This window comes from Streptomyces sp. NPDC041135 (assembly GCF_055592085.1).
Genome location: NZ_JBVIYZ010000002.1, coordinates 363,192 through 388,866 on the forward strand (window position 1 = coordinate 363,192; position 25,675 = coordinate 388,866).

Annotated in this window: 20 protein-coding genes and 3 pseudogenes; 9 read left to right on the forward strand and 14 right to left on the reverse strand. The window is 73.6% G+C overall.

What is annotated here, in order from left to right:
- Positions 1–18: 18 nt before the first annotated feature.
- Positions 19–696: a LysE family translocator gene (locus tag ACZ6CZ_RS05820; RefSeq protein WP_469015298.1), complete on the reverse strand. Its 678-nt coding sequence runs from the start codon at positions 694–696 to the stop codon at positions 19–21.
- A 159-nt stretch (positions 697–855) separates the two neighbouring features.
- On the opposite strand from ACZ6CZ_RS05820, the gene ACZ6CZ_RS05825 reads away from it, so the two are divergent.
- Both ACZ6CZ_RS05825 and ACZ6CZ_RS05830 read left to right on the forward strand, forming a co-directional pair.
- Positions 856–1,026, forward strand: coding sequence for a DUF5670 family protein (locus ACZ6CZ_RS05825; protein ID WP_011113206.1), 171 nt, complete (start codon positions 856–858; stop codon positions 1,024–1,026).
- Positions 1,027–1,323: 297 nt separating this feature from the next.
- Positions 1,324–1,548, forward strand: coding sequence for a hypothetical protein (locus ACZ6CZ_RS05830; RefSeq protein ID WP_469015302.1), 225 nt, complete (start codon positions 1,324–1,326; stop codon positions 1,546–1,548).
- A 22-nt stretch (positions 1,549–1,570) separates the two neighbouring features.
- Here the strand turns inward: ACZ6CZ_RS05830 and ACZ6CZ_RS05835 are convergent, their stop codons facing one another.
- The 4 genes from ACZ6CZ_RS05835 to ACZ6CZ_RS05850 all read right to left on the reverse strand — a co-directional run bounded on the left by ACZ6CZ_RS05835 (position 1,571) and on the right by ACZ6CZ_RS05850 (position 4,849).
- Positions 1,571–1,966 carry a thiol-disulfide oxidoreductase DCC family protein gene (locus tag ACZ6CZ_RS05835; protein WP_469015305.1) on the reverse strand — a complete coding sequence of 132 codons (396 nt, stop codon included), beginning with the start codon at positions 1,964–1,966 and terminating at the stop codon, positions 1,571–1,573.
- Between the two features lie 168 nt (positions 1,967–2,134).
- On the reverse strand, positions 2,135–2,701 hold the full coding sequence (locus tag ACZ6CZ_RS05840) for a hypothetical protein (RefSeq protein WP_469015308.1): 567 nt from the start codon (positions 2,699–2,701) through the stop codon (positions 2,135–2,137).
- A 155-nt stretch (positions 2,702–2,856) separates the two neighbouring features.
- Positions 2,857–3,879, reverse strand: a complete 1,023-nt coding sequence (locus ACZ6CZ_RS05845) for a patatin-like phospholipase family protein (protein WP_469015310.1) — start codon at positions 3,877–3,879, stop codon at positions 2,857–2,859.
- Between the two features lie 124 nt (positions 3,880–4,003).
- On the reverse strand, positions 4,004–4,849 hold the full coding sequence (locus tag ACZ6CZ_RS05850; RefSeq protein ID WP_469015312.1) for a GntR family transcriptional regulator: 846 nt from the start codon (positions 4,847–4,849) through the stop codon (positions 4,004–4,006).
- 277 nt (positions 4,850–5,126) lie between these two features.
- Here ACZ6CZ_RS05850 and ACZ6CZ_RS05855 point away from each other — a divergent pair, with 277 nt between their 5' ends.
- The 7 genes and pseudogenes from ACZ6CZ_RS05855 to ACZ6CZ_RS05885 all read left to right on the forward strand — a co-directional run bounded on the left by ACZ6CZ_RS05855 (position 5,127) and on the right by ACZ6CZ_RS05885 (position 13,249).
- Positions 5,127–6,398 (forward strand): extracellular solute-binding protein, encoded by a 1,272-nt coding sequence (locus ACZ6CZ_RS05855; RefSeq protein ID WP_469015315.1) that lies wholly within the window; start codon positions 5,127–5,129, stop codon positions 6,396–6,398.
- Positions 6,399–6,467: 69 nt separating this feature from the next.
- Positions 6,468–7,451 carry a carbohydrate ABC transporter permease gene (locus ACZ6CZ_RS05860; protein ID WP_469015317.1) on the forward strand — a complete coding sequence of 328 codons (984 nt, stop codon included), beginning with the start codon at positions 6,468–6,470 and terminating at the stop codon, positions 7,449–7,451.
- A gap of 143 nt (positions 7,452–7,594) precedes the next feature.
- Positions 7,595–8,434 carry a carbohydrate ABC transporter permease gene (locus ACZ6CZ_RS05865; RefSeq protein WP_469015320.1) on the forward strand — a complete coding sequence of 280 codons (840 nt, stop codon included), beginning with the start codon at positions 7,595–7,597 and terminating at the stop codon, positions 8,432–8,434.
- 46 nt (positions 8,435–8,480) lie between these two features.
- Positions 8,481–10,073 carry a beta-N-acetylhexosaminidase gene (locus tag ACZ6CZ_RS05870; protein WP_469015323.1) on the forward strand — a complete coding sequence of 531 codons (1,593 nt, stop codon included), beginning with the start codon at positions 8,481–8,483 and terminating at the stop codon, positions 10,071–10,073.
- A gap of 11 nt (positions 10,074–10,084) precedes the next feature.
- Complete coding sequence (locus ACZ6CZ_RS05875) at positions 10,085–11,506, forward strand: cellulose binding domain-containing protein (RefSeq protein ID WP_469015325.1); 1,422 nt, start codon at positions 10,085–10,087, stop codon at positions 11,504–11,506.
- Positions 11,507–11,606: 100 nt separating this feature from the next.
- Positions 11,607–11,726, forward strand: a pseudogene (locus ACZ6CZ_RS05880) (zinc-binding dehydrogenase); the annotation flags it as partial.
- A 221-nt stretch (positions 11,727–11,947) separates the two neighbouring features.
- Positions 11,948–13,249 carry a PP2C family protein-serine/threonine phosphatase gene (locus ACZ6CZ_RS05885; RefSeq protein ID WP_469016561.1) on the forward strand — a complete coding sequence of 434 codons (1,302 nt, stop codon included), beginning with the start codon at positions 11,948–11,950 and terminating at the stop codon, positions 13,247–13,249.
- Between the two features lie 100 nt (positions 13,250–13,349).
- Here ACZ6CZ_RS05885 and ACZ6CZ_RS05890 read toward each other — a convergent pair.
- From ACZ6CZ_RS05890 to ACZ6CZ_RS05930, 9 genes and pseudogenes are all read right to left on the reverse strand, one after another.
- A pseudogene (locus ACZ6CZ_RS05890) lies at positions 13,350–13,521 on the reverse strand (succinyl-CoA--3-ketoacid-CoA transferase); the annotation flags it as partial.
- A 13-nt stretch (positions 13,522–13,534) separates the two neighbouring features.
- Positions 13,535–14,704: an alanine--tRNA ligase-related protein gene (locus ACZ6CZ_RS05895; RefSeq protein WP_469015327.1), complete on the reverse strand. Its 1,170-nt coding sequence runs from the start codon at positions 14,702–14,704 to the stop codon at positions 13,535–13,537.
- Between the two features lie 262 nt (positions 14,705–14,966).
- The gene (locus ACZ6CZ_RS05900) at positions 14,967–16,673 is read right to left on the reverse strand and encodes an aldehyde dehydrogenase family protein (protein WP_469015331.1); all 1,707 of its coding nucleotides are present in this window, start codon (positions 16,671–16,673) and stop codon (positions 14,967–14,969) included.
- Between the two features lie 86 nt (positions 16,674–16,759).
- Complete coding sequence (locus ACZ6CZ_RS05905; RefSeq protein ID WP_469015333.1) at positions 16,760–18,091, reverse strand: MFS transporter; 1,332 nt, start codon at positions 18,089–18,091, stop codon at positions 16,760–16,762.
- A 101-nt stretch (positions 18,092–18,192) separates the two neighbouring features.
- Positions 18,193–19,116 carry a TauD/TfdA dioxygenase family protein gene (locus ACZ6CZ_RS05910; RefSeq protein ID WP_469015336.1) on the reverse strand — a complete coding sequence of 308 codons (924 nt, stop codon included), beginning with the start codon at positions 19,114–19,116 and terminating at the stop codon, positions 18,193–18,195.
- Positions 19,117–19,290: 174 nt separating this feature from the next.
- Positions 19,291–19,893 carry a TetR/AcrR family transcriptional regulator gene (locus tag ACZ6CZ_RS05915; RefSeq protein ID WP_469015340.1) on the reverse strand — a complete coding sequence of 201 codons (603 nt, stop codon included), beginning with the start codon at positions 19,891–19,893 and terminating at the stop codon, positions 19,291–19,293.
- A gap of 364 nt (positions 19,894–20,257) precedes the next feature.
- On the reverse strand, positions 20,258–23,140 hold the full coding sequence (locus ACZ6CZ_RS05920) for an RICIN domain-containing protein (RefSeq protein ID WP_469015343.1): 2,883 nt from the start codon (positions 23,138–23,140) through the stop codon (positions 20,258–20,260).
- Between the two features lie 307 nt (positions 23,141–23,447).
- A pseudogene (locus tag ACZ6CZ_RS05925) lies at positions 23,448–23,987 on the reverse strand (DUF5701 family protein); the annotation flags it as partial.
- A 464-nt stretch (positions 23,988–24,451) separates the two neighbouring features.
- Positions 24,452–25,564, reverse strand: a complete 1,113-nt coding sequence (locus ACZ6CZ_RS05930) for a LacI family DNA-binding transcriptional regulator (protein ID WP_469015345.1) — start codon at positions 25,562–25,564, stop codon at positions 24,452–24,454.
- Positions 25,565–25,675: the final 111 nt, after the last annotated feature.

The window sequence follows — 25,675 nt, forward strand, 5'->3', positions numbered from 1 at the left end:
GCCCGCCGCGCCCCGCGGTCACTCGGCCGCCGCCACCCCGATCCCCACGGCGATGAACAGGCAGCCGCTGATCCGTTCCCAGCGCCGGCGCAGGGCCGGGCGGTACAGTGCCGAGCGCAGGCGGGCGGCGACCTTCACCAGCGCCAGCCAGTAGGCGATGCCGATGACGATGTCGAGGGCGCCCAGCAGGAACACCTGGTCGGTGGGCGAGCCGCCGCCGTCGACGAACTGCGGCAGGACGCTCAGGAAGAACAGGGCCGCCTTCGGATTGAGCACATTGGTGAGGAAGCCCTGGGTGAAGCTGCCGCGGAGGCCGGCGGACGTGCCCGCGTCCGGCCCCGGGCTGTCCTGCGACGGTCCCTGAGACGCCGTCTCCGACCGCGCCTGCGGCCGCTCGTGCTGCGCGCGGGCGTCCTTGCGGGCGTTCAGCAGGGCGCGTACGCCCAGGAACACCAGGTAGGCGGCGCCCGCGAGCTTGATGGCGGAGAAGGCGAGCGCGGACCGCGCGGCGATCACCGACAGGCCGAGCGCCGCGGCGCCCATGTGCCCACACAGCCCCGCCTGCGCTCCCAGGGCCGCCGCCCGGCCCAGCGAGGCCCGCCGCGTCGCGGCTCGCACGATCACCAGGAAATCGGGACCGGGTATCAGGTAGGCGAGGAGCACCACGCCGAGGAACCCCGCGAGATCGACCGGCATCCGCCCACTCCGTCCCGCGCCCGGCCGCCGGGCGCGCATCGCTCCGGTGGGTACCACCAGAACCCGCCCTCATGCCCGGAGACATGGCGCAGAAACCCGGGTTTTCGAGTGTGTGTTCGCGTGCGGGGCGGGCACGAGGAGGACCGGAGGTTGATAATCATGGTTCCCCTGCTTCTCGTTCTTCTGCTGGCTCTGATCCTCTTCGGCGCGGGTTTCGCGCTCAAGGCGCTGTGGTGGATCGCGGTGATCGTGCTGGTCGTGTGGCTGCTCGGCTTCGTCGTGCGCACCGCCGACAGTGGCGGCCGCAAGGGCCGGTGGTACCGCTGGTGACGCGGTAGGCGGCACCCAGAACACCGTCGTGTGGGCCCCGGACTTGTCCGGGGCCCACCGGCATGTCCGCAACCCGCCGGTACGCCGCTGGGCCCCGGCACGCTCAGAGGAAGCCGCCCCGGAAAGTCGGTGTAGGGCTCACCTTCTTGGGCACCAGAACCGTAGCCGGGGCCCGGTGAGCACCGGAACCTGTGCCTCCAAACACCGGGCCCCGGCGCCGGCTCACCCGGGCCGGCCGCCCTTGCCGTACGGGCGGACCGACTGGCCCCGCGGCCGGACCGGAGGGAGGCTGGGAGCGTGAGCAGCGCACCGGTCGTCGTGCACCGGCCGTCCCGGACGGGCGGCCGCAGGGTCACGGCGCATTCGGGCGGCCGGGACGAGATCCTCGGCACCGCCTACAGCGACCACGACCTGGTGGTGTTCCTCGAGGGCGCGGGCATCGACGACCCGGAGGGCGTCCTGGACGATCCGCGCTGGGTGGAGTGGCGCGGCGGCCGCGCGCACCAGTGGAGCGCGGCCTGACCCGGCACGGAAGCCGGGCCGCCTACCTGACCGGGGAACCCGGGGCGCGCGCCGGCAGCGCACAGGCTGCCGTGCTGCCGGGCAGCCGCGAGCGGTTGTTCGCCACCAGCCGGTAGACGCCGTGGGCGGCCCACCGGACGGGCGGCAGCGTCAGCAGCGCCCCGAGGACCGGCCAGCCGCCGCGCGCGCTCAGCAGCAGCTTGGCGACGGCCTGGGCACCGCCGTACACCGTCCCGGCCGGGGTCACCCACAGGGCTTCGTACTGTGCGCGCCCCGATGTGGTGCCGAGGCTCTCCAGATCGGCGGACTGCCATGGCGTCACGGCGCAGCGGGGGCGGAGGTGACGCTGCGCCCACCTGGCCGAGGTGGTGCAGAAGCCGCAGTCCCCGTCGTAGACGAGCACCGGCCGGTTCCCCATGGTCCCTCTTCCCTCGCCGTCACCGGCGCCTGAGCCGTCACCCGCACCTGAGCCGTCACCCACACCTGAGCCGTCGGCCGCGGTGCGGCCGACGGTTTCCACGCTACCGCCTCGGACCGCCGTCGCGGCCGCCTTCACCGCGGCGGCGACCTCGCCGGTGATGGTCCGTCAGGAACCGGTCAGGTCCGAGGCGTTCGGGACCTTGTTCTTCACGTCGGCCCCGGCGCTCTTCCCGGCGTCCTTCACCTTGTTGATGATGTCGTTGTAGTCCTTGGCGGCGTCCTCCGGGGACTTGCCCTTGCGGAGCTTGGACGGCAGGTCCTTCAGGTTGTCGATGCCCGCGATGAGCGGGGCGAGGGCCTTGGACAGGAAGGGGTCGGCCTTGGCGTTGCGCACGGCCGCCTTGAGCCGGTTGTACGTGAACGCGCCGGCCAGGGCGGCCTTGACGAGGGCCAGCCTGCGGCCGTGCGCGCCCTTCTTGAACTTGCCCGCCTTGTACGGCTTGACGATCCATTGGTACGTCGCGCCGGCGGCGAGGGCGGCGTCCGCGACGAAGCGGGTCTTGGCGAACTTCCGCTTCTCGGCGGAGGTGGTGGGGCTCGGAGTCGGATCGGTGACGACTGCGGTGGTGATGTTCTGCGCGGCATGCTGGGGCGCGGCGTAGGCCGTCGAACCGGCCAGCAGGGCACAGCAGAGGGTGAACGCCACGGCGAGGCGCCGCATCGGTACAGGCATGGGTCTCCTCCCCAGGAGAAAGGGCACACGCGCTCCGGCGGGGATGGTCGTCGTCGAAACGGACGGCTCCTCACCAGCCTCACCCGGGCAGCGCCACCATGCCACTTGGGTGATGGTGTGTGCCCGTGCCTTCACCGGCGGTAGCGTCGGCGGTGTCAGGTCAGCAGGCGCTCGACCGCCGTGCGGCCCGCCTCCAGGGCGGCCTTGAGCAGCTTGCCGTCGCGGGTGAGGCGTCCGACGCGCGGCGCGTCCAGGGCGGGGCGCACCGAGCACACGGCGGGCTCCGCCCCTGACGGCGTGTCCGGGCCCGGTGAGGCGGCCGACAGTCCCGACCGGTCGTAGGCGGACAGCAGCGCGTCGTCCTCCAGCAGGCGGCTGCCGCGGGCGAAGAACGTGTCGTGCAGCGCCTTGGGGTAGGCCCGCAGGGCCGTCGCGGCGATCAGCCGCGCCCCGTAGGAGGGCCGTACGGCCGTCCCGGCGCCCGGTGCGGCCGCCGGGCGGCGCGGGGCCGGGCGGGAGCGCAGCACCAGGATGTGCGTCGCCCCCTGGGCCAGGGCCGTGCGGTAGGGGATGGACTCGGCGAGCCCGGCGTCGTAGAAGACCCGTCCGCCCAGTTCCACGGGCGGACCGGCGAGGAACGGCAGGGCCGCGCTGGCGCGCAGGGCCAGCCGCAGCTCGACCGGGCCGGTGAGGAACGGGCGCAGGTCGGTGGAGGCCCCGGTGTGCGCGTCGGTGGCGAGCGGGTGGAACTCCACCGGGTTGGCCAGGATCGACTCGAAGTCCATGCGGGCCACTTCGCGGTAGAGGTGCTCGACCAGGGTGCGCACGTCGACCACGGGGCGCCCGCGCCAGGCGTTGGTCAGCCGGATCATGGCCTTGGCGTAGGCGGGTTCGGCCCAGCCGGTCAGCTTCTCCGGGCTGCTGCTGAGCAGCCAGGCGCCCGTGATGGCGCCCGCGGAGGCGCCGTAGACCGCGTCGAACGCGCCCGTCACGCCCGCCTCGTGCAGCGCGAGCGCCATCCCGGCCGAGATGGTCCCGCGCATACCGCCGCCCTCGATGACCAGCGCCAGGCGCAGGCCGTCACGGCGTTCGCCCGGCCTGCTGCCGGCGGCCGTGCGGTCGGTGACGACACGCAGTACCTCGTGGGTGTCCTCGGCGGTCCGGCTGTCCCGGCGCATACGTGCTCCCCCTGGCGTCGTGCCCCTGCCGTCGTCCCTGCGGCGCCGTCCTCGCCACGGCAGGGTAGGACGAGGGTGTCACGACGGCGTTCCCCGGCCCGCACCGGCGTGCCGGTCGGTGGTCTCAGTGGTCGTCCTGCACCACACCGCGGGTGGAGAAGGTGACGGGTTCGCCGGGCATGAGGTCTCCCGGCGGAATGCCGGGGTGGTGCCCGGCGCGGGCGGCCCCGCGGTCGGTACGCGGGCCGAGCGCCAGCCGGGAGACGATGCGGTAGCGGTCCCCACGGTAGAGCGAGTGCACGTACTCCACGGGGCGGCCGTGGCTGTCGGAGGTGAGGCGCTCGAAGAGCAGGGCCGGCGACAGTTCGGGCACGTCCAGCAGGTCCGCCTCGGCACGGGTCACCACGGTGGGCTCGATGGACTGCACCGCCTCGCTGACCTGCACGCCGTGCCGCTCCCGCAGGTGCTCGTAGAGGTCGCCGTTCTCCAGTTCGCCGCTGGTGAGGTCCGGCACCAGCTCCGCCGGGACGTGCAGGTACTCGATGGCCATGGGTGAACCGTCCACCAGGCGCAGCCGCGCCACGTACCGGATGCGGGCCGCCGGCGAGACGCGCAGCTTGCGGCCCACCCGGGCACCGGCCGGCAGGCTGCTGAACTCCAGCAGCCTGCTGGTCCACAGGCCCGCCGCCGGCGGCAGAGTGAGGCTCTGCCGGTCCGGGACCAGTTCCTGGGTGATCTTCTCGGCGGCCACGAACATGCCCCGGCCGTGCTCGCGCACCAGCAGTCCGGCGACGACGAGCTGGTCCACGGCGGCGCGCAACGTGGGCCGGGAGACGCCGAGTTCCGCGCACAGCGTGCGCTCGGACGGGATGGCGTCCCCCGGCCGGCGCTCCTCGATGAGTTCGAGGATCGCCTCGCGGACCCTCTCGCGCTTGAGCACCGCCCCGGAGGCGGCGGGATCGATCTCCATGCGGGCTCTCGTTCGTCGTCGGGAGGGGCGATGGTACGGCCCTGACCAAAACTGGTCTGCTGGTAAACAGACTTTAGTCGGTCGAGCGCCGGGTGATCCAGCCGCGCGCTCCACCCGCGCACCGCATCGAACCCAGTAAATCCCGCTGAAGCGCGGGGGGTTGACGCCCGCATTGGTCCATGCCACTTTCATCCGGCACCGACTGGTAAGGCCGGAAGGGGCCAACTGGTCAAGTGTGACGTGCTGTCCGTGTGTCCAGGTCTCCCAGAGGTGAACCGTGACGTACCGCTCACTCGCCCTGCTCGGCGCCATGCTGCTGAGCGCCGGGCTCACCGCGTGCTCCTCGTCCAGCGACCGGTCGGACGGCGGCGGAGAGGGCGGCAGGACCGCCCTCGACGTGTGGCTGATGCGCGACAGCGTCTCGGGCGCCTTCCAGAAGGAGTTCGAGACCGGTTTCGAGCGGGCGCATCCCGGCATCGACGTGAAGATCCAGATCCAGGAGTGGGACGGCATCGGGGAGAAGGTCGCGGCGGCCCTGGCCAGCAACGACGCCCCCGACGTCATCGAGGTCGGCAACACCCAGGTCGCCCAGTACGCCCAGAGCGGCGGCCTGACCGACTTCACCGCCGAGGTGGGTGAACTCCGCGGCCGCACCTGGCTCAAGGGGCTGGCGGAACCCGGAGCCTACGACGGCAAGCAGTACGGCATCCCCTACTACGCGGCCAACCGGGTCGTCGTCTACCGCACCGACCTGTTCCGCGAGGCGGGCGTGGACCCGGCCGGCATCACCACGCGCGACCGGTGGCTCGCGGCCACCCGCAAGCTGAACCGGGGCGGCGTACAGGGCATCTACCTGCCCGGACAGAACTGGTACGCGCTCTCGGGGTTCATCTGGGACGAGGGCGGCGACCTCGCCGTGCGCTCCGGCGACACCTGGAAGGGCGGGCTCGACAGCCCCGGGGCGCTGCGCGCGATGGACTTCTACCGGCGCCTCCAGGCACTCGGCAAGGGGCCCAAGGACTCCGACGAAGCCCAGCCGCCGCAGGCGGAGGTCATGGCCAAGGGGCAGGTCGCGCAGATCATCGCCACGCCCGGCGGCGCGAAGGTCGTGGTGCAGAACAACCCCGCGCTGAAGGGGAAGTTGGGCTTCTTCCCGGTCCCCGGCAAGACGGCCGGCACCCCGGGCGCGGTCTTCACCGGCGGCTCCGACCTGGTCGTACCGGCGGTGGCCGCACACCAGCGGGAAGCGCTCACCCTCATCAAGGACCTCACCGGTGACGCCTGGCAGAAGAAGCTGGCGGTGGCGATGAGTTACGTGCCCAACCGGACCGAGCTGGCGGACGCGGTCTCCTCCGACCCCGGCGCGGCGGCGATGGCGGTCGGCGCCGCCCACGGCCACGCCACACCCAACACGCCGCAGTGGGCCGCCGTCGAGGCCAAGAACCCGATCAAGGAGTACATGACGGCCGTACTGACCGGCGGCGACGAGAGGACGCAGGCGGCCAAGGCGTCACGGACCATCACGACCACCCTCAACAGCGGGCCGTGACGGCGCTCCCGGTACCCGTTCCCGGCCGACCGCCGGACCACCGACCCCACTTGACGTCGAGGAGACGCCGTGTCGACCGTCCGTGAACGGAGCGCACCGCGCCCCGCCGGCCACCGCCCGGTACGGCGCGGCCGGAAGCCGGCAGCTGTCCGGCACCCGGCCGGCCGGACCTCCCCTTGGCCCTACCTGCTGATCGCGCCCGCGGTCCTCGGCATGCTCTACCTGCTGCTGTATCCGCTGGCCCGCGCCGTGCTGATCTCGTTCCAGGACTTCCGGCTGCGGCAACTCATCCTGGGCCACGCGCACTTCGTGGGCCTGCGCAACTACCGCACCCTGCTCTCGGACCCCCAGTTCTGGCAGGTGGTCTACCGCACCTTCTGGTTCATGGCGGTCGACGTGGTCCTCATCATGCTGGTGTCGACCCTGGTCGCCCTGATGACCGAACGGCTCGGCAGGGTGCTGCGGACGGCGGTGCTCAGCTCCCTGGTCCTGGTGTGGGCGGTGCCCGTGGTCGCCGCCACGACCGTCTTCCAGTGGCTGTTCCACTCGGAGTTCGGAATCGTCAACGAGGCGCTCACCGGCCTCGGCTTCAGCTCGTACGAGAGCTACCCCTGGTTCGCGCACGGCGGTACCGCGGTCGCCATCGTCATCCTCCTGATCGTCTGGCAGTCCGTGCCGTTCGCGGCGATCACCCTCTACTCGGCCCTGGTCACCGTCCCGGCCGAGCTGTACGAGTCGGCGCGGATCGACGGCGCGGGCGCCACCCGCGTGTTCCGCTCGGTGACCTTCCCGCTGATCCGCCCGATCTTCATGCTCGTGCTGTCCCTCGAAGTGATCTGGACCTTCAAGGCGTTCGTGCAGATCTGGGTGATGACCCGCGGCGGACCGGGCGACGCCACCACCATCCTGCCCGTCTACGCCGTGCAGACCGCCCTGGCCGGCCAGCGCTACGACCTCGGCTCCGCCGCCTCGATGATCACCGTCCTGCTGATGAGCGGCGTCCTCGTCCTCTACTTCCGCCAGCTGTTCCGCCAGGAGGGGGAGACCCTGTGAGCGACACACACCCCGACCTCCGCACACCGTCCCCGGCCCCTCGGCGATCCGGTCCTCGGCGATCCGGTCCTCGGCGATCCGGTCCGCGGCGGTCCGATCGGTCCGGTCCCGGTCGGTCCGGCACTCTCGCGGTACGCCGGACCGTGCGCGGGCTGCCGCTGCGGGCGGCCGCCGTACTGACCGTGGTGATCTGCCTCTTCCCCGTGTACTGGATGATCACCACCGCCCTCAAACCCGCACGGGACATCCAGTCGTACCACCCGCGCCTCGTCCCGCGGGTGTGGACCCTGGACCACTTCCGGCGGGCGGTCGGCGCCGACGGGTTCGCGTTGTTCTGGCGCAACAGCGTCCTGGTCACCCTCAGCGCCGTCCTGCTCGCCCTCAGCGCCGTCCTGCTCGCCCTCGTCGTCGCCCTGTGCGCCGCCTACGCGGTGGCACGGCTGCGCTGGCGCGGGCGGCGGCAGTTCATGCTGGCCGTGTTCATCGCGCAGATGGCGCCCTGGGAGTCGTTGATCATCCCCGTGTACATCATCTCCCGGGACACCGGCATGCTCGACCGGCTGCCCACGCTGACCCTGGTCTACTTCATGATCACCCTGCCGTTCACCGTGGTCGTGCTGCGCGGCTTCCTCGCCGGCATCCCGCCCGAACTGGAGGAGGCGGCGCAGGTCGACGGCTGCACCCGCCCGGGCGCGTTCCGCAGGGTGGCCCTCCCGCTGCTGGCCCCCGGTCTGCTGGCGACCTCGCTCTTCGGGTTCATCACCGCCTGGAACGAGTTCACCTACGCCAACTTCCTGATCATCAAGCAGCAGGACCACCGCACGCTGCCCGTCTGGCTGTCCTCCTTCCAGTCGACGTTCGGCACCGACTGGGGAGCCACCATGGCCGCCTCCACCCTCTTCGCGCTGCCCGCGCTGGTCGTCTTCCTCGCTCTGCAGCGCCACGTGACCTCCGGTCTCGCCGCGGGAGGCGTCAAGGGCTGAGCCTTCCGTCCCCCGTCCGTGCGCCGCCGACCGTCGGAGACCACCCGTGCGACTGCCCCGCCCCGAACACGCCCTGGTCCCTCACCCCCGCTCGATGACCGTGCGCCCCGGCCGGCTCCGCCTTGACGCCGCCACCCGCGTCCGGGCCACCCCGGGGGCCGAGCCGGCCGCCGCCCTGCTGCGCACGCTCCTGGCGCCCGCCACCGGTCTGCCCCTGCGCCCGGCCGCGGACGGAACCGTCGTCCTCGTCCTGGACGACACCCTCGCCGGGCTGGGCGAGGAGGGCTACGGCCTGACCGTCAGCCCCTACGGGGTGCTGCTGCGCGCCGCCCGCGCGGCCGGACTGCTGCACGGCATCCAGACCGTCCGGCAACTCCTGCCCCACCAGGCGCTCTCGGAGCGGCCGGTGCGCGACGTGCCGTGGGAACTGCCGTGCGTGGAGATCACGGACGGACCCCGGTACCCGTGGCGGGGCAGCATGCTGGACGTCGCCCGGCACTTCCAGCCCGTGTCCTACCTGCGGCGCTACGTCGACCTGCTGGCCCTGCACAAACTCAACGTCCTCCACCTCCACCTCACCGACGACCAGGGCTGGCGGATGCCCGTCGCCGCCCACCCCAAGCTCACGGAGGTCGGCGGCCGGCGCTCCCGGTCGATGACCGGCCCGGCCGGCGGCCACCGCTTCGACGACCGTCCCCACGGCGGCTCCTACACCCGCCGCGAACTCGCGGACCTGGTCGGCTACGCGGCGGCGCGCGGTGTCCGGGTGCTCCCGGAGATCGCCATGCCCGGCCACGTCCGCGCCGCCCTCGCCGCCTATCCGGAGCTGGGCACCGACCCCGCGCGGCACCTCGGCGTGTGGACCCGCTGGGGCGTGTGCGAGAACGTGCTCGGCGTCGGCGACCACGTCCTGGACTTCTTCCGCACCGTGCTCGACGAGGTGATGGACGTCTTCCCCGGCCCGCACGTCCACATCGGCGGCGACGAATGCCCCACGGCCGAGTGGGAGAACAGCCCCGCCGCCGTCGCCCGGGCCGCCCGCGAGGGACTGCCGGGCCCGCGCGCGCTGCACTCCTGGTTCCTCGCCCGCATGGCCGACCACCTGGTCCGGGCCGGACGCGGGCCCGTCGTCTGGGCCGAGACCGACACCGTGCCCCCGCCGCGGTCCACGGTGATGAGCTGGCGGGAGCCCGGGCACGCCTGGGCGGCCGCCCGCCGGGGACACGACGTCGTCCAGGCCGACCACCGCACCACCTACCTCGACCACGCCCGCAGCGACAGCCCTCTGGAACCGCCCGCGCAGCCCGGGCTCGTCGTCGGTCTGCGCGCGGTCCACGGGCTCGACCTCACGCCTCCCGAACCGGACCCGGAGGTCGCCGCCCGGGTGCTCGGCGCGCAGGGCCAGCTGTGGACCGAGTTCGTCCGCACGCCCGAACACCTCGAGTACCTCGCCTACCCGCGCCTGTGCGCGCTCGCCGAGCGGGTGTGGGACGGACAGGCCGGCTGGGACCGGTTCGCCACCCGGCTGGCCGGACACCGGGCCCGCCTGGACGCCCTGCGGGTCCCGCACGACAGGCCGCCCGCCCGCACGGCCGGCCCCACCACCCCGACCTCCCGCGGGAAGCGGGAGGCACAGTGAAAGGAACCCGGATGACAACCCCACCGACCACCGCCCGCCGCCGTGTCGCCCTGGCCCTCTCGGCCCTCCTGGGCGCCGCCGCCCTGGTCGCCCTCCCGACGACCGCCGGCGCCGCGGCCGACGGCGTCGCCGTCCAGTACCGCACCAGCGCCACCGGGGCCACCGCCGACCAGAGCGAGCCCTGGCTGAAGGTCCGCAACACCGGCTCCTCCACCGTCCAGCTCGGCCAGGTCAAGGTCCGCTACTACTTCAAGGCCGACTCCGCCGGCGCCGCCTACCGCTTCGCCTGTTCCTGGGCGGTCCGGGGCTGCGCCAACGTCACCGGCACCTTCGGCACCCTCAGCCACCCCACGGCCACCGCGGACCGCTACCTGGAGATCGGCTTCACCCCGGGCGCCGGAACCCTCGCGCCGAACGCCGACACCGGCGATCTGCAACTGCGCTTCTACCGCGCCGACTGGCAGACCCTGAACCAGGCGGACGACTACTCGTTCACCGCCCGCACCGCGTACGCCGACTGGAACAAGGTCACCGCCCAGCTGGCCGGCAGCACCGTGTGGGGCACGGCCCCCGAAGGGAACACCCCCACCGACCCCACGGACCCGACCGACCCGCCCAGCGGCGGCGGCCAGACCCTCTTCGACGACTTCGGCTACACCTCGGCCACCGACCCGGCCCTCTCCGCGCACGGCTGGAACGTGCGCTCCACCGCCGGGGGCCCCGGCGTCCCGGGCGCCACCTGGGACCCGTCGAGGGTCACCTTCCCCACCGTCTCCGGCAACGCGGTGATGAACCTCCAGACCTCCACGGCGGGCACCGCGGCGTCCACCAGGCAGACCGAAGTCGTCTCCAGGGCGACGAAGTTCAAGAACGGCACCTACGCGGCCCGGGTCAGGTTCGCGGACGCGCCCGCCTCCGGCCCCGACGGCGACCACCTGGTGCAGACGTTCTTCACCATCAACGACCTCAAGGCACCGATGGCCGACGACTACTCCGAGTACGACTTCGAGTACCTGCCCAACGGCGGCTGGGGCGAGTCCGGCGACATCCTGTACACGACCTCGTGGGAGACCTACAACCCCGACCCCTGGCAGGCCGTCAACCAGCACACCGAGGCCCGGCAGAGCTACGCCGGCTGGCACGACCTGGTCGTCACCATCGACACCGGCGGCATCCGGTACTACATCGACGGGCAGCTGTTCGGCACCCACGACGCCCAGTACCTGCCCGAGCGGCCGATGTCGATCAACTTCAACCAGTGGCTGATCGACCTCGACGGCCAGACCTCGACCACGCCGCGCGCCTACGACGAGCAGGTCGACTACGTCCTGCACGTCAAGGACCAGGTGCTCACCCCCGCCCAGGTGGCCGCCAAGGTCGCCGCCTACCGCGGCGCGGGAACCGCCTTCGTCGACGAGGTCCCCTCCGCCTGAGGCACCGGCCGGACCGGCCCGCACGGGGACCACGCCCGCCCCGCGGCGACCGGCCCGGCCCGGACGTGCCGCCTGCGCCGCGCCGAGGGCGTTCGACCCGGTCGTCGACCGCACCTTCGACCTCACCGACATCGCCGGGGCCCACCGGTACATGGAGGCGGGAGGCCACGTCGGCAAGATCGTGGTCACCGTCACGCACGACGCCGCCGCCGGCTCCTGAACCGCCGCGTGCCGCGCTCGGCAAGGCCGGTGTCCCGGGCGGCCGGCGACCCCTGTGGGTGATTCGGGCGCTGAGAGAGACATGAAGGGGTAGCCGATCGGAGTGGGTGCGAAGCACCCCGACGGCGCGGTCGCACCCCTGCGGACGCGTCGTTCTCGATGCGGGGCGGCGCGAGTCGGAGGTGCGAGGTGGCACAGGACAGCGGTGAGGGTGGGCGGGAGATGCTCGCGGGTCTGCTGGCCGCCAGTCACCTGATGGCGGTGGAGTCGCTGCCGGCCCGGGCGACCGAGTGCGCCCGGGCGGCGGGCTTCGAACAGGTGCTGATCTACCTGGCGGACCTCCAGCGCGACACCCTGTGCCTGCTCGTGGGTGACGAGGCGGAGGACGAGACGGCGGACGAGGCCGCGGACCGCAAGCACGAGGCGATCCTGCCGGTCGAGGGAACGGTCGCGGGCCGTGCCTACCAGTACGGCGAGATCCTGCCGGCCGCACCGCCGGGCGCCGGCCTGTTCGAGTGGTGGGTGCCCCTGCTGGACGGGACCGAGCGCATCGGCCTGCTGCGGGTGAGCACCGAGCACAACGACGCCCACGTCCGCGCCGACATGGAGGCGCTGGCCGCGCTGATCGCGCTGATCGTCGGCAGCAAGCGGGGGAGCAGCGACGCGCTGGCCAAGCTGGAGCGCGCGCAGCCGATGAGCGTGGCCGCGGAGATGCAGTGGAACCTCATGCCGCCGCGCACCTACGCCGACGGCCGGGTGACGATCTCCGCGTCGCTGGAACCGGCCTACCAGATCAGCGGTGACGTCTTCGAGTACGCCGTCGACGGGCCGCTGGTCCATCTGTCGATCTTCGACGCCATGGGCCACGACACCGCGGCCGGCCTGTCCGGCACCCTCGCGCTGGGCGCCTGCCGCAACGCCCGCCGGCAGGGCGCCGACCTGGCGGGCACCGCCGAGGCCGTCGAGGCCGCCCTGATCGAGCAGTACGGCCGCTCCCGCTACGTCACCGGCATCCTGGCCACCCTCGACACCCGTACCGGCGTGCTCCAGTGGGTCAACAGCGGGCACCACGTGCCGATCATCATCCGCGACAACCGCTGGACCGCCCACCTGTCCTGTCCGCCGTCCCACCCCATGGGCACCGACCTCAAGCTGCCCGTCACGGTCTGCCAGGAGCAGCTCCAGCCCGCGGACCGCATCGTCCTCTACACCGACGGCATCACCGAGGCCCGGCGGCCCGGCGGGCCCGAGTTCGGTCTGGCCCGCTTCACCGACTTCCTCATCCGCCACCACGCCGACGGCCTGCCCGTCCCCGAGACCCTGCGCCGGCTGATCCAGGCCGTCCTCGACTACCACGACGGCCGGCTCCAGGACGACGCGACCGTGCTGATGTGCGAGTGGATCGGCCCGCGGGCGGAACCCGCCGACACGGCCGCCGACCTGGCGGGCCTGCCCTCCCGCGCCCCCTGTGACTCCTGCGAGCACGCCGGCGGCGACGGCCGCCCCGGCACCGCCGCGCCGTGAGCCGGGGGCCGGGTCAACAGGCTGCCGTGCGGCCGTGCGGCCGTCCAGGCGCAGCGGGGCGGCGGTGCGGGCGGTGATGTCCTCGACGGTGACGCCCGGGGCGGGCGCCGTGCGCGAGGTCCACCGCGCCGCCCATGTCCTTGACCATCTTGCCCGGGAGCATCCACGGCGGTGTCGATGTGGCCGCCGCGGATCATGCCGAAGCAGAGCGAGGAGTCGAAGAAGCCCGCCCCGGGCAGCACGGTGACCGTCTCCTTGCCGGCGTCGATCAGTCCGTGCCGGTCCTCAGTGCCCCGGGCGCAGGCTGAGGACCAGCTCGCGGGGCAGGCCGTGGGTGTCGTGGAGGTAGCGGAAGTCCTCCTCGCTCAGCGGGCCCCGGAACCGGGGGCGGGCCAGCACCGACCGGCCGCGTTCCAGCAGCCCGCGGAACCGGCGCTCCTCGTCCAGCAGCACCCGGCGGACGCCACCGGGCCCGGCCGGCTGCCCGAAGTGGTCCAGGGTGTGGGAGACAGGCTCGTCCGGCAGGTCCCCGAGCGTGCGTGACGGGTCGTCCCGCCACAGCACCGTGAGCACCCGCCGCACCAGGCGGCGCAGCACGTACCCCCGGCCGGTGCTGCCCGGCCGCACGCCGTCGCCGAGCACCACGACGCCCGAGCGCAGATGGTCGCAGACCAGCCGCAGGGACGGCTCGTCGAGCCGCCACAGGGCCGGCACGAGACGGCGCCAGGGGGCGAAGACGTCGCACTCGAACACCGACGACCTGCCCTGGAGCAAGGAGGCCAGCCGCTCCACGCCGAGCCCGGTGTCGACGTTGGGCCGGGGGAGCGGCACGAGGGTGCCGTCCTGGAGGCGGCGGTGGCGCATCATCACGTGGTTCCACACCTCCACCCAGCGGTCGTCACGCGTGGGCGTCGACCGGGGCGGGCCGTCACCGCTCCACAGGAAGATCTCCGAGTCGGGTCCGCACGGGCCGGCCGGTCCGTTGGACCACCAGTTCTCCTCCACCGTGAGTTCCACGGGGACCCCGCGCTCTTCCCACAGCCGGAGGGAGGCGGTGTCCGGCCCGACCTCGTCCCCGCCGCCGTAGACGGTGGCGTGCAGCAGGCCGGGGTCGATGCCGAGGCCCTCGGTGAGCAGCCCGTAGCCCCAGTCGAGGCTCTGCGGGCCCTCGTAGTCGCCCAGCGACCAGGAGCCGGCCATCTGGAAGACCGTCAGATGGGTGGCGTCGCCGACCTCCTCCAGGTCCGTGGTCCGCAGACAGCGCTGCACGTTCACCAGGCGCCGGCCCCCGGGGTGCGGGCGCCCTTCCAGGTACGGGGTCAGCGGGTGCATGCCGGAGGTGGTGAACAGCACCGGGTCGCCGGGCGGTGGCAGCAGCGTCGAGCCGGTGACGCGGTGGTGGCCGCGCTCCTCGAAGTACTCGACGAACGTGCGCAGCAGACGGTTCGTGTCCATGGGGGTGACTCCTTCGCGTCCTGGCGGGGGAGGGCGCCGGAGAACGGGACCGGGCAGTCGTCACACCAGGGGCGAGGAGGCGGGAACGCCACGGGACCACCGACGGGCCGTTTCCGGTCGCCGGTGGAAAGGGGAAGGTCAGACGGCGGCAACCGGCGAGCTGGTCGCTCGCGCGGTCGCGATCTCGCGGGGGCCGGTGACGTTCATGCCCCGACCCTAACCGCCCCCGCCCGCCGGGGCACCCGCATTTCCGCGGTGGGTCCTAACCGCGCAGGGCGGACGCGAAGAGGGCCGGCAGACCGGGCACCCCGGGCGCGGCGGTGAAGCGCGTCAGGCGCCGCACGGTGGTCAGCGCCGTCCGGTTGGTGACGAAGTACGGCGGCCGGGGCGACAGCGACGGCTCCCCGGTGACCAGGCCGCGCGGTGCCGGGGCGAACGGCGCGCGCAGCACGGTCTTCTCGACGTCCTCGAGCATGAACGCGTTGTGCACGAAGCCGATGCCGCTGCCGATGTCCTGGCGGGTGTGGCCCGGGAAGGCACCCCAGGGCGTGTAGCCGAGCAGGAAGCCCACCCCGGACCAGCAGTTGACCCCCAGGGTGCCGTACCGCAGCGCGGCGAGCGCCGACCGCACGGCGGGCCGCTCGGTGCGGGCGGTCCGGGGGTGGACGAGCAGCGTGGCGCCGAGGGTGCCCGGCAGGACGTCGTTGGCGAAGTCCACGGCGCGGCCGAGGAAGGCGGCGGTCGTCGTCCCGGCGAGCCGTACGACGCCCAGGGCGCTGGCGAACACCTCACGGGTGATCAGGACGTCGTCCTCGCCGGCGATGTCGGGGACGAGGAGCCGGCCGCCGTCGCCGTAGGACTCCGCCCCGGGATGCGCCGCCCGGACGGCCGCGAGGCGCTCGGCGGCGCCCGGGTAGTAGTCGGCGCGCGGCGGCAGCGCCCGCAGCACCCGGCGGATCTCGGTCAGCAGCCGCTCGGTGCCGTCCCAGTCGCGGGGGACCACCAGCACCTGACTGGCGATGCAGTTGTGGCCGGAGTTGTTCAGCTTGCCGCTGACGATGTGCTCGGCCTGGAACCGGAAGTCCGCGGCGCTCCACGGCCCCGGCGTCACGATGCACGGGCTGACGCCGCCCAATTCACTGCTGAACGGCTTGCCGGTCAGTGGCCGGTCCGCGCGGCGCCGCCGCTCGGCGTCCTCGCCGGTGCCCCAGACGATGGCGTCATGGGTGCGGTCGCTGCCGGTGACGTGGATGCTGTCGACGCCCTCGTGCCGGGTGAGGTGGCCGCCCTCGGCCGCGCCGCCGTCGACGAAGCGCACCCAGTCGCGGGCGGTGAACTCGGCGAAGACCTGCTCGAAGTGCGGACGGAGGTAGGCGTTGACGGGGTTCATCTTCGCGACGACGACCTCGCCGTCGGCGTACAGCTTGTGCAGGATGTCGAGCGCCGTGATGGCGGCGACGTTGCCCGCGCCGAGCACCAGGGCCACTCCGGTGCGGCCCGGCCGGCCCCGGTACTCCCCGGCCGCGCGGCCGCGGACCTGCTCGGCGGTGGTGCCCGGGCGCGTCCACACCTGGGCGCGGAAGCCGTTGAGCAGCAGCCTGTCCCACCCGGTGGCGGGGAAGACGTCGACCAGGGTGCGGCCCTCGCGCTCACGCACGGCCCCCGGGGGCAGGGGCTCGTGGCCGGCGGCGATCCGCCGCAGGACGTGCAGCAGCGCGGTGGCGTTCTGCACCAGGGCCCAGGGGCCGCCCACCCAGTCCTCGGCGGCGTACGGCGAGTCGGGGCCGTATCCCTTGGCGGTCGCGCCGGCCGCGGCCATGTCGGCGGAAGCCGCGACGATCCGCGGCAGCAGCCGCTCCAGCAGGGCGATGCGCTCGCCGAGCGGGGTGGCGGTCCAGGTGCCGGCGCCTCGGCGCAGCGCGGCGACGGCTCGGTCCATAGCGGCGGTGTCCAGGGCGCTGGCGGTCACGTCACTCCTCGGGGAGGTGGGGTCGGGCGGCGGGGGCCGGCCGTCGGCGGGAGCATCCCGCGCGGGGCCGTAGCGGCGGCCGGGTGTCACTCGGGCAGCAGGCGCGCGTCGCGGTCGGGGTCGATCAGGGTGGCGGCGGCGGTGCCACCCAGCAGGAGCAGACCACCGGTGATCAGGACGGCGTACCGGTAGCCGTCGGCGTGGTGGGCGTCCACCAGGTGCCCGATGAGGGCCGGCGCGATCAGGCCGGCGGTGGTCACCACCGCGTTCATGACGCCCAGGGCCCCGCCGCGGCGTCCGGCGGGCGTCAGCTGGGTGACGGTGGTCACCGCGATGCTGGTCATCGCGCCTGCCGCGCCGAACCCGACGGCGAGCAGCGCGACGGTCACGGCACCGTCCGGCGCGGACGGCAGCGCCAGGCAGGCCGCGGCGCTGGTGAGCAGGAGGGCACCGCCGACCCGGCCGCGGGCCCAGCGGCTCGCGGTCCCGCGGTGCAGCAGCCATCCGGTCAGCCCGGCCTGGCCGAGCACGACGACGGCGTTCAGGCCGTAGACGAGCATCAGCACCCGGGAGGACGCGGCGGTGGAGTAGCCGAGCCCCTCGTGCAGATAGGAGGGCAGCCACACCAGGCCGAACGCGGTGACCCAGTAGGCGCCGAAGTAGGCGGTCGTCGCCCCGATCCAGGTCCGGGTCGCGAGGATCCGCCGGTACGGCGTCCGGCCCGCCGTCACCGGGAGCCCGCCGGTATCGGCACCGGCCCCGGCCGGCCGAGTCGGGTGGGCGGCGTCCGGCGTGCCCGCGAAGCGGCCCACCCCGCCCAGGCGGCTCCAGCCGAGCGCCCAGACCAGACCGGCGACGGCCACCACCGCGAAGGCCGGGCGCCAGCCGTGGTGGTTCATCACCCAGGTCAGGCCCGGTGCGGCCAGGAGCACGCCCAGGGTGGTGCCCAGGACGACCAGCGCGCCCGGCAGGTTGCGGCCGCGGTCGGGGAACCAGGACAGGGCGGTCTGCTGGGCGACAGGGAAGGCGGGCCCCTCGGCCGCGCCGAGCACGACACGTGAGACGACGAGCATCGCCGGCCCTCCGCCCAGGGCCGGCGGCGCCTGGGCGACCGACCACAGCAGGGCCATCGCCAGCAGCAGCCACGTCGGCCGTACCCGGTCGGCGAGCAGGCCCACCGCGGCGCCGGAGACCGAGAACAGCAGGAAGAAGGCGCTGTTGGCGAGCCCGAAGGCGGACGCGGACAGCCCGAGGTCCTCGCGGATGGGCCCGGCCGCCAGCCCCAGCACGGACTTGTCCGCGAAGTTGACCATCATGAAGACGACGAGCAGTGCGGTGACGGTCCAGGCCCGGCGCCGCGTGTCACCGGCGGCGGGGGAGCGGGCGGGTATGGCGGGGACGACGTCGGTGTCGGTCACTGGGACTCCGCGGAGGGCAGGGGGGCAGGGGGGCGGGGGAGTGCCGGGGCGCGGGCCGGTGACCGGCCCGCGCGGGCGGGAGCGGAGAGGCGGGGCGCGTCTCAGCGCAGCGGTACGCCGGTGATCGCGATGCGCTCCATGACCCGGCGCCGCGGGTAGTAGTCGTTGACCGCGTAGTGCTGGGTGGCGATGTTGTCCCAGATGGCGACGGAGCCCGGCTGCCAGCGGAAGCGCACCTGGTACTCGGGGACACGTGCCTGCAGCACCAGCTCGTGCAGCAGTTCCCGGCTCTCGTCGTCGGGCAGGCCGAGGATGCGGATGGTGAAGGGCTCGTTCACGTAGAGGAGCCTGCGGCCGGTGCGGGGGTGGCGCACGACCACGGGGTGTTCGACGGGCGGCAGCGACCGCCGGTGCGCGGCGATCTGGTCGGCGGTCATCGCCGCGCCCCAGCTGTGCACCCAGTCGTGCTCGGCGGACAGCCCGTCGATGCGTTCACGCAGGCTGGCGGGAAGGTTGTCGTAGGCGGCCGCCATGTCGGCCCAGATGGTGTCGCCGCCGGCGGACGGGATGTCGACGGCCCGCAGCACCGAGCCGAGGGCGGGCGCGGCCATGAAGGAGTGGTCGCTGTGCCAGATGTTCTTGTTGCCGGCGGCGTCGGGGCCCTTGGCCAGCCGGGAGACGCCGACGGTCTCCGTCGTCGGGAAGAAGGGGTTGGGCTCCGGCTCGCCCCAGGTCCGGGCGAGCGCGAGCTGGGCGTCCGCCCCGAAGGCGTGCTGGTCGCGGAAGAAGATCACCTTCCACTCCAGCAGGACCCGCTTCAGCTCCTCGGCCAGTTCCCCGTCGACCGGAACGGAGAGGTCGACGCCCTCGATCTCCGCGCCGATGTGCGGGGTGAGCGGGTGGACCGACAGCCGCCGGTAGTCCGACGGGGGCGTACCGGGCGCGGTGCGCTCCAGGACGCGCTTGCCGAAGTGCACCAGGGGCTTGCCGAGTACGGGAGACGAGGCGGTGGCGTCGCGGTCCATGAGTCCTCCGGGGACGACGGGCAATTTCGTTCCTGGAAGTATCGTTATTGGGGAAGGGGCTGGCAAGGGTCCGCGGCGGACGGTTGTGAGAACAGGTGCGCGGAACGGGCAGTGGCTCCGGCCGGCGGTGTCCCGGTGTCCCGGTGGGCTGTGCGGGGCTGTGCCGGTCCGCGGTCAGACGTCCGCGGCGACGGCCCGGGCGACGAGGTCCACCAGGGTGTCCACGAACCGCTGGTCGGGCAGTTCCCGCTCGCCGACCAGCCGGAACAGCAGCGGCGCCGCCACCAGGGTGGCCGCGGCCCGGACGTCGACGTCCGCCCGCACGTCCCCCCGGGCGACACCCCGTTCGAGGATCCGCCGGGTCTCGCCGGTGATGCGCTCGGTGTACCGGGCGTACTGGGCGGCGTCGCCGCCCGCCTCCGCGGCCGTCCCGATCAGCCCCGCCAGCAGCCGGTCGGACCCGGGCATCCGGTACGCCTCCAGGCGGGCCGTCAGCACGACCCTCAGCTCGGCCCGGAAGTCGTCCAGGTCCGGCACCGAGAGCACGCCGATCCGGCTCTCGGCGGCGGCGATGACGAGATCCTGCTTGGTGGGCCAGCGCCGGTAGATGGCGGGCTTGCTGACCCCGGCCCGGGCCGCGACGGCGTCCATGGTGACCGCGCCCATGCCCTGCTCGGTGACGATGTCCACGACCGCGTTCAGGACCGCCCCGGTGACCCGCTCCTCCCGCGGCCGACCCGGTCCCCGTTCCGACCCGCGCGCCTGTCCACCCGCCATGCGCCAGAGCCTACGGGCCGCCGCGGCACCCCACCGACCAGGGGGTGCGCCCGCGACGCACACCGGTGGGTGGAGCCGGGGTCAGTGCGAGGTGTACTGGCTGCGGATGGCGGTGGTGGCGAGAAATCCGGTCGCGGCGGCCGTGAGGAGGGTGCAGAGGGCGAGAAGGAGAGTGTTGCGGTGCATCGGTCGGCCTTTCTTCCCAAGGGCATGAGCGCACCTGCACAACGCCGTGGACCCCGGTTCCGGTTCGTCCGCACCGCACGTACAACCCGCATGGACGCGCCTGCCCGTGGCGGCGGGCGGCCCGGTCGCGCCGGGAGCCCGGGCGGGGAGCCGCTCCCGCCCGGGTCCCGGCGCGGGTCTAGAGGAGGCGCCAGAGGTGGTCGGCGGTGCCGTTGTCCGCGTACTGCACGACCGGAGCGCTGTCGTCACGGGACATCAGGTGCACGCCGAGCACCTTGTCGCTGTTGCGGTTGCGGAGGGCGAACCAGCCGTCGCCGCGGTGCTGGAGGCGCCACTGGTGGTCGGCGGTGCCGTTGTCGGCGTACTGCACGACCTGGGCGCTGTCGTCGCGGGACATGCCGTCGACGCCGAGGACCTTGCCGGAGTTCTCGTTGCGCAGGCGGAACCAGCCGCCGTCGTCGGGGAGGAACGTCCACTGATGGTCGGCGGTGCCGTTGTCGGCGAACTGCACCACGTGGGCGCTGTCGTCGCGGGACATGCCGTCGACGCCGAGGACCTTGCCCGAGTTGCTGTTCTCCAGCCGGACCGGCCCGTCGGGCAGCAGCCGCCAGAGGTGGTCGTCGGCGCCGTCGTCGGGGCGCTGGACGGCGGCCGTGCTGTCGGCGGTGGACGCGCCCAGGATGCCGAGCACCTTGCCGCTCTCCCGGTTGCGCAGCCGGTACCAGCCGTCACCCGCGTCCACGAGCTGCCACTGGTGGTCGGCGGTGCCGTTGTCCGCGTACTGCACCACCCGCGCGTCGTCGTCGTGGGACATGCGGTCGACGCCCAGCACCTTCCCGGAATGGACGTTGCGCACCCGGTACCAGCCCCCGGAGTCGGCCAGCAGCTGCCAGCGGTGGTCGGCGGTGCCGTTGTCGGCGTACTGGACGACCTGCGCGCTGTCGTCCTGCGACATGCGGTCCACGCCGAGCACCTTGCCGCTGCGCCGGCCGACCAGCCGGAAGGACGCCCCGCCGGTGCCCCACCGGGTGCCGGAGGCGGAGGCGAGGGGGAAGGCGGAGATGCGCAGCCTGGCCGCGCCGAGCGGGATCAGCGTGACCGTCTCCACCGGCTGCGTGCTCAGCGCGGGGCTCGCCTGGAGCGGCTCGGCCACGTGCTCGTCGTCGGCCCGCCACTCCGGGACGCGCCGCGCCGGGGCGGTGATCCGGTACGGCACGGCGGCCTGGGTGAAGGGGTTGTCCGGCAGGGGGCCGCCGGAGGCGGTGAAGGCGAGCCCGGCCGTGGGATCGGCGGCGCCGGTGGCGAGCCCGTAGTTCCACGGGCTGGTGGCGTGCACGTCGTACTCCGGGAAGGCGTCGCTGCCGCCGGTGCGCACGAAGTCCTCGCCGATGCGCAGGGCGTAGCTCAGCGGGCCGCGGTCGATGCTCACCGAGCCGCCGTTGCGCGCCCAGGTGCGGGCCGTGATGCGCTGCGGCAGGCGCAGCTCCACGGTGTCGCCGCTGCGCCAGGTGCGCTCGAGCCGGGCGAAGGCCGGGCCGGGCGGGACGGCGGCGGACGCCTGCCCGTTGACGGTGACCTGCGGGTCGCGGCACCAGCCGGGCACCCGCAGCAGCAGCGGGAAGGCGGTGGCGGCGGGCAGGGACAGGGTGAGGCGGACGGTGTCGCCGAAGGGGTAGTCGGTCTCCTCGCGCACCGTGACGGCAACGTTGTCGGCGACGGCGGCGGTCACCTCGCACGGCGCGTACAGCGAGGCGCACAGGCCGCGGTCGGGGGTGGCGGTGAACAGCTCCTGGGTGAACCAGGGCCAGCCCATGCCGTAGTTGTGCGGACAGCAGCGGTACTGGTCGACGCCGGGCCGGTACGACTGCATCGCGAAGCCGTTCTGGAACTGGCCGCGGGTCTTGGGGGAGTTGTCCAGGTCGACGCTGTTGGCGCTGGTGATGTAGTGCACCGCCCTGCCCTGCGGGTCCAGCGCGGCCGGCAGCGCGTTGAACGCCAGGTCCTCGCAGCGGTCGGCCCAGACGGGATCGCCGGTGAGCCGGGTGAGCAGCTCGTGGCTGGCCATGAACTCCACGATCCCGCAGGTCTCGAAGCCCTGCCGGGGGTCGGTGCGGCCGGGCCGGACGTTCTCGTCACCGGCGAAGCCGCCCCCGGGGAACTGCCCGTACTCCCCGAGGACGCCGTCGTACGTCCGGTACGTCGCCCCGACGTCGTCCGCGGCACCGGAGCGGGCGGCGTACTGCGCCGGCTCCCGGAAGCCCTGGGCGATGTTGACGTTGTGGCCGCTGGGCAGCGGACCGGTCCAGTCGGCGCCGAGGGTGTGCATCCGGTCCAGCAGGTCGAGCAGGAACGCGTCACCGGTGCGGTTGTACAGCCACACCGCCGTGTCGATGCCGTCGCCCCAGCGGTACGACACCCAGCTGCGGTCGAACGCGCTGGAACCCTGGGCGTGCACGAAGCGCAGGAAGCGGGTCAGGAACGGCACGACGCGGCTGTCACCGGCGTACTCCTGCCAGGAGCGCAGTGCTTGCAGCAGCGGCAGGAAGGGCCAGAAGTCGGGGCCGCCGTCCAGGGACGTGCGCAGCGGCTCGGGGCCGAAGAAGCCGTCGGCACGCTGGGTGGCGAGGATCGCGTCGAACCACCGCCGCGCCCGGGTCAGCGCGTCCTGGTCGCGGGTGACGATCGCCAGGTCGACGAAGCCGCGCAGCCAGTACGGCACTTCCTCCCAGCCGCCCCGGTCGGAGTGCACCCAGCCCGAGGCCGACATGTCGAGGAAGTGCGAGACGCGGTCGTACTGGCCGCACAGTCCGTCGAGCTGGAGCCGCAGCTGCCCGGCCAGCCAGCCGCGCGGGCGGACGGCGGTCACCGGCAGCCGCAGCAGCGCGGTGGGGTGCAGGGGAGCCGCGTTCGGGTGGTAGAGGCCACCGGGTGCCGGTGGCAGTGCCGTCGCCGAGCGGCGGCCGGCGGCCGCGGCGCCCGGTCCCGCGACGGCGGGGACACCGGTGACGGCCAGCACGGTGAGCGCGGACAGGGTGAGGAAACGGCGTCTGTCGAGGAGCATGTGACTCTCCGTCAGTGGGGGGAGCGGTGCCCACGCGAAGTGCGGGACGCCGGGAGGTGCCACGGTGCGTACAGGGAGGGCCGTCGGAGCGCGCCCGGGAGGGGGCGAGCCGAATTTACATCGTTATACGCGCTCGTTATACGCGCTCGCCTTCACTGGTGACAAGGCCTCGGCGGAGGGTGGTCCGGGACGCGAACCCCGCCGCGTCGCAAACCGGCGCACGGCTCCCGGACCCCCTGGCCCTCCGCCCTCCGGCTTCGCCCTTCCCGGCCCTCCGCCTTCTTCCCTTCCCGTCCCGGTTCCGCCCTCAGACCCCCGGTGCCCGGCGGCCCGTCGCCGAGGCGAAGCCCAGCCAGGTGTGCCGGTTGCCCGCCCAGCACCAGCCCACCTTGGGCGCGTCGCGGCGCTCGCGGCCGTCCCGCCCGGTGCCGTTGCTGATCCAGACCGCCGGTGTGCGGGCGTCGAGCGCGCCGCTCGCCTTGCGCAGCCGCGAACCGATGGTCATGAAGCAGTGGTTGCGCTCCAGGGCGGCGGGCTGCTGCAACACCCAGTGGATGCCCTCGGTGAGCAGCAGCGGGGTCCGGGCCTCCGCGGTGAGGGCGGGCAGCGCCTCGTCCGGGCTCCAGTTGGACATCCGGTCGCCGCGGTCGAGGCCGGTGAGGAGGTAGAGCGGCGCGTCGGGCAGCGTGATGCCGTCGAGCGGGGCGAAGAGGTCGACGTCGGTCATGTCGGTGACGACGAAGCCCGGTCGGCCGCCTCGGCGCAGCAGCGGCGCCAGTGCGGAGGCGGGGGCCAGGCCGGGGTGGACGGCGAGCAGAACACCGCCGTCGCCGCCAGTACGGGTGCCGTCGGTCGCGTCGGCCGGTTGTGTGCGGGCGTTCGGGGAAGGTGGGGCGGCCGGTGTCGTGCGGGCGTCCGGGGCGGGTGCGGCGGCCGGTGTCGTGCGGGCGCCCCGGGACGCCTCGACGGTGTCGGCGGTCCCGGCGCCTCGCGCGGCCCGGCCGGTCGGTGCCGTCCCGGCGTCCGACGCGGCCCGGGCGGCCTGTGCGGCTTCGGCGAAGGTGCGCAGCGCCTCGGCCGGGAGGCCGGCGATCTCGTGCACCCCCAGCTCGATCAGCCGCTCGGCCTGCGCGCTCAGGTCCGGCAGCGCGGGCGCGACGGCGGCGGCTGCGAGGGTGTGCGTGGTTTCGGGCACGATGCTCCCAAGGGCGTCGGCGTGCGGGGACCTTGGGCCAACGAGGGGGCTCCCCGGAATGTTCCTGCGGCCCGACGCGGAACGCGGACCTGGCGCGAGCCGGGGCGCGCGGGAACTCAGTCGCCGGTGCCGCCCGTGCCGCCGGTGCTCTCCCGCACGATGAGCCGGTGGCCCACGACATGGTCCGAGACGTTCCCGGCGGACGGCCTGTCACCCGGGAGAGCCCCGTCGGCCCTGTCGGCCCCGTCGATCCCGTCGCCCACCTCAGGCCCGCCGATCCCCTCGATCCGGTCGATCAGCAGGGAGACGGCCGTCTCGGCGATGCCCCGCTTGTCCGGAGCGACGGTCGTGAGGCTGGGCACGCTGAAGCGGGAGGCCTCGATGTCGTCGAAGCCGGCCACGTCCATGTCGTCCGGTGCGCGCAGGCCCGCCTCGTGCAGGGCGCGCAACGCGCCGAGGGCCAGGTGGTCGTTGAGGCAGAGAAGAGCATCGGGGCGGTCGGTCCGCTCCAGCAGCGCGGCGGCGGCCCGGGCTCCGTCCTGCCAGTGGTAGGCGCCGACCGGCACGACCAAGCCGGGCGCGAAGGGCACCCGCGCGGCGTCCAGGGCCGAGCGGTAGCCGTCCGTACGCAGCCGGTCGGTGCCCTGCGGGCCCTCGACCGCGCCGCCGATCACCGCGATGCGCCGGCGGCCCCGGCTCAGCAGGTGTTCGGTGACCGCGCGGGCGGCCGCCACGTTGTCGATGCCCACGTGGTCGGTGGAGCCGGGCGCGCTGCGCTCGCCCAGCAGCACGACGGGCAGCCGGGCGTCCCGGGTGGCCAGGTCCCGGGGCAGCAGGGACAGCGGGCTGAGGATCACCCCGTCGGTGAACTGGGCGTCGAAGCCGTGCAGCGCGGTCAGTTCGCGCTCGCGGGCGCCGCCGGTCTGGTGGATGAGCACGGTCAGACCGCGCCGGTCGGCGGCGGCCATGACGTGCTTGGCGAGTTCGGCGAAGTAGGCGACGTCCAGTTCCGGAACCACCAGCGTGATCGTCCCGGTGCGGCCGCGGCGCAGCTGGCGGCCCGCGATGTTGACCCGGTAGCCGAGGGCGTCGATGGCCTCGCGGACGACCGCCCTGGTCCGCTCCGACACGTGCTCATAGTCGTTGATCACGTTGGAGACGGTCTTGGGGGAGACGCCCGCGTACTGGGCGACGTCCTTGATCCTGGGTCTGGCTGCCACGCTGGTCATCCTTCCGACTGGCGTGATCCTACCGGCGAATCACGAAACGGTTTCGGGCCGTCCTCGCTGCGACCGACGTATTTACATCGATGTAATCGACGTGGTGCCATGGGCTCCGCA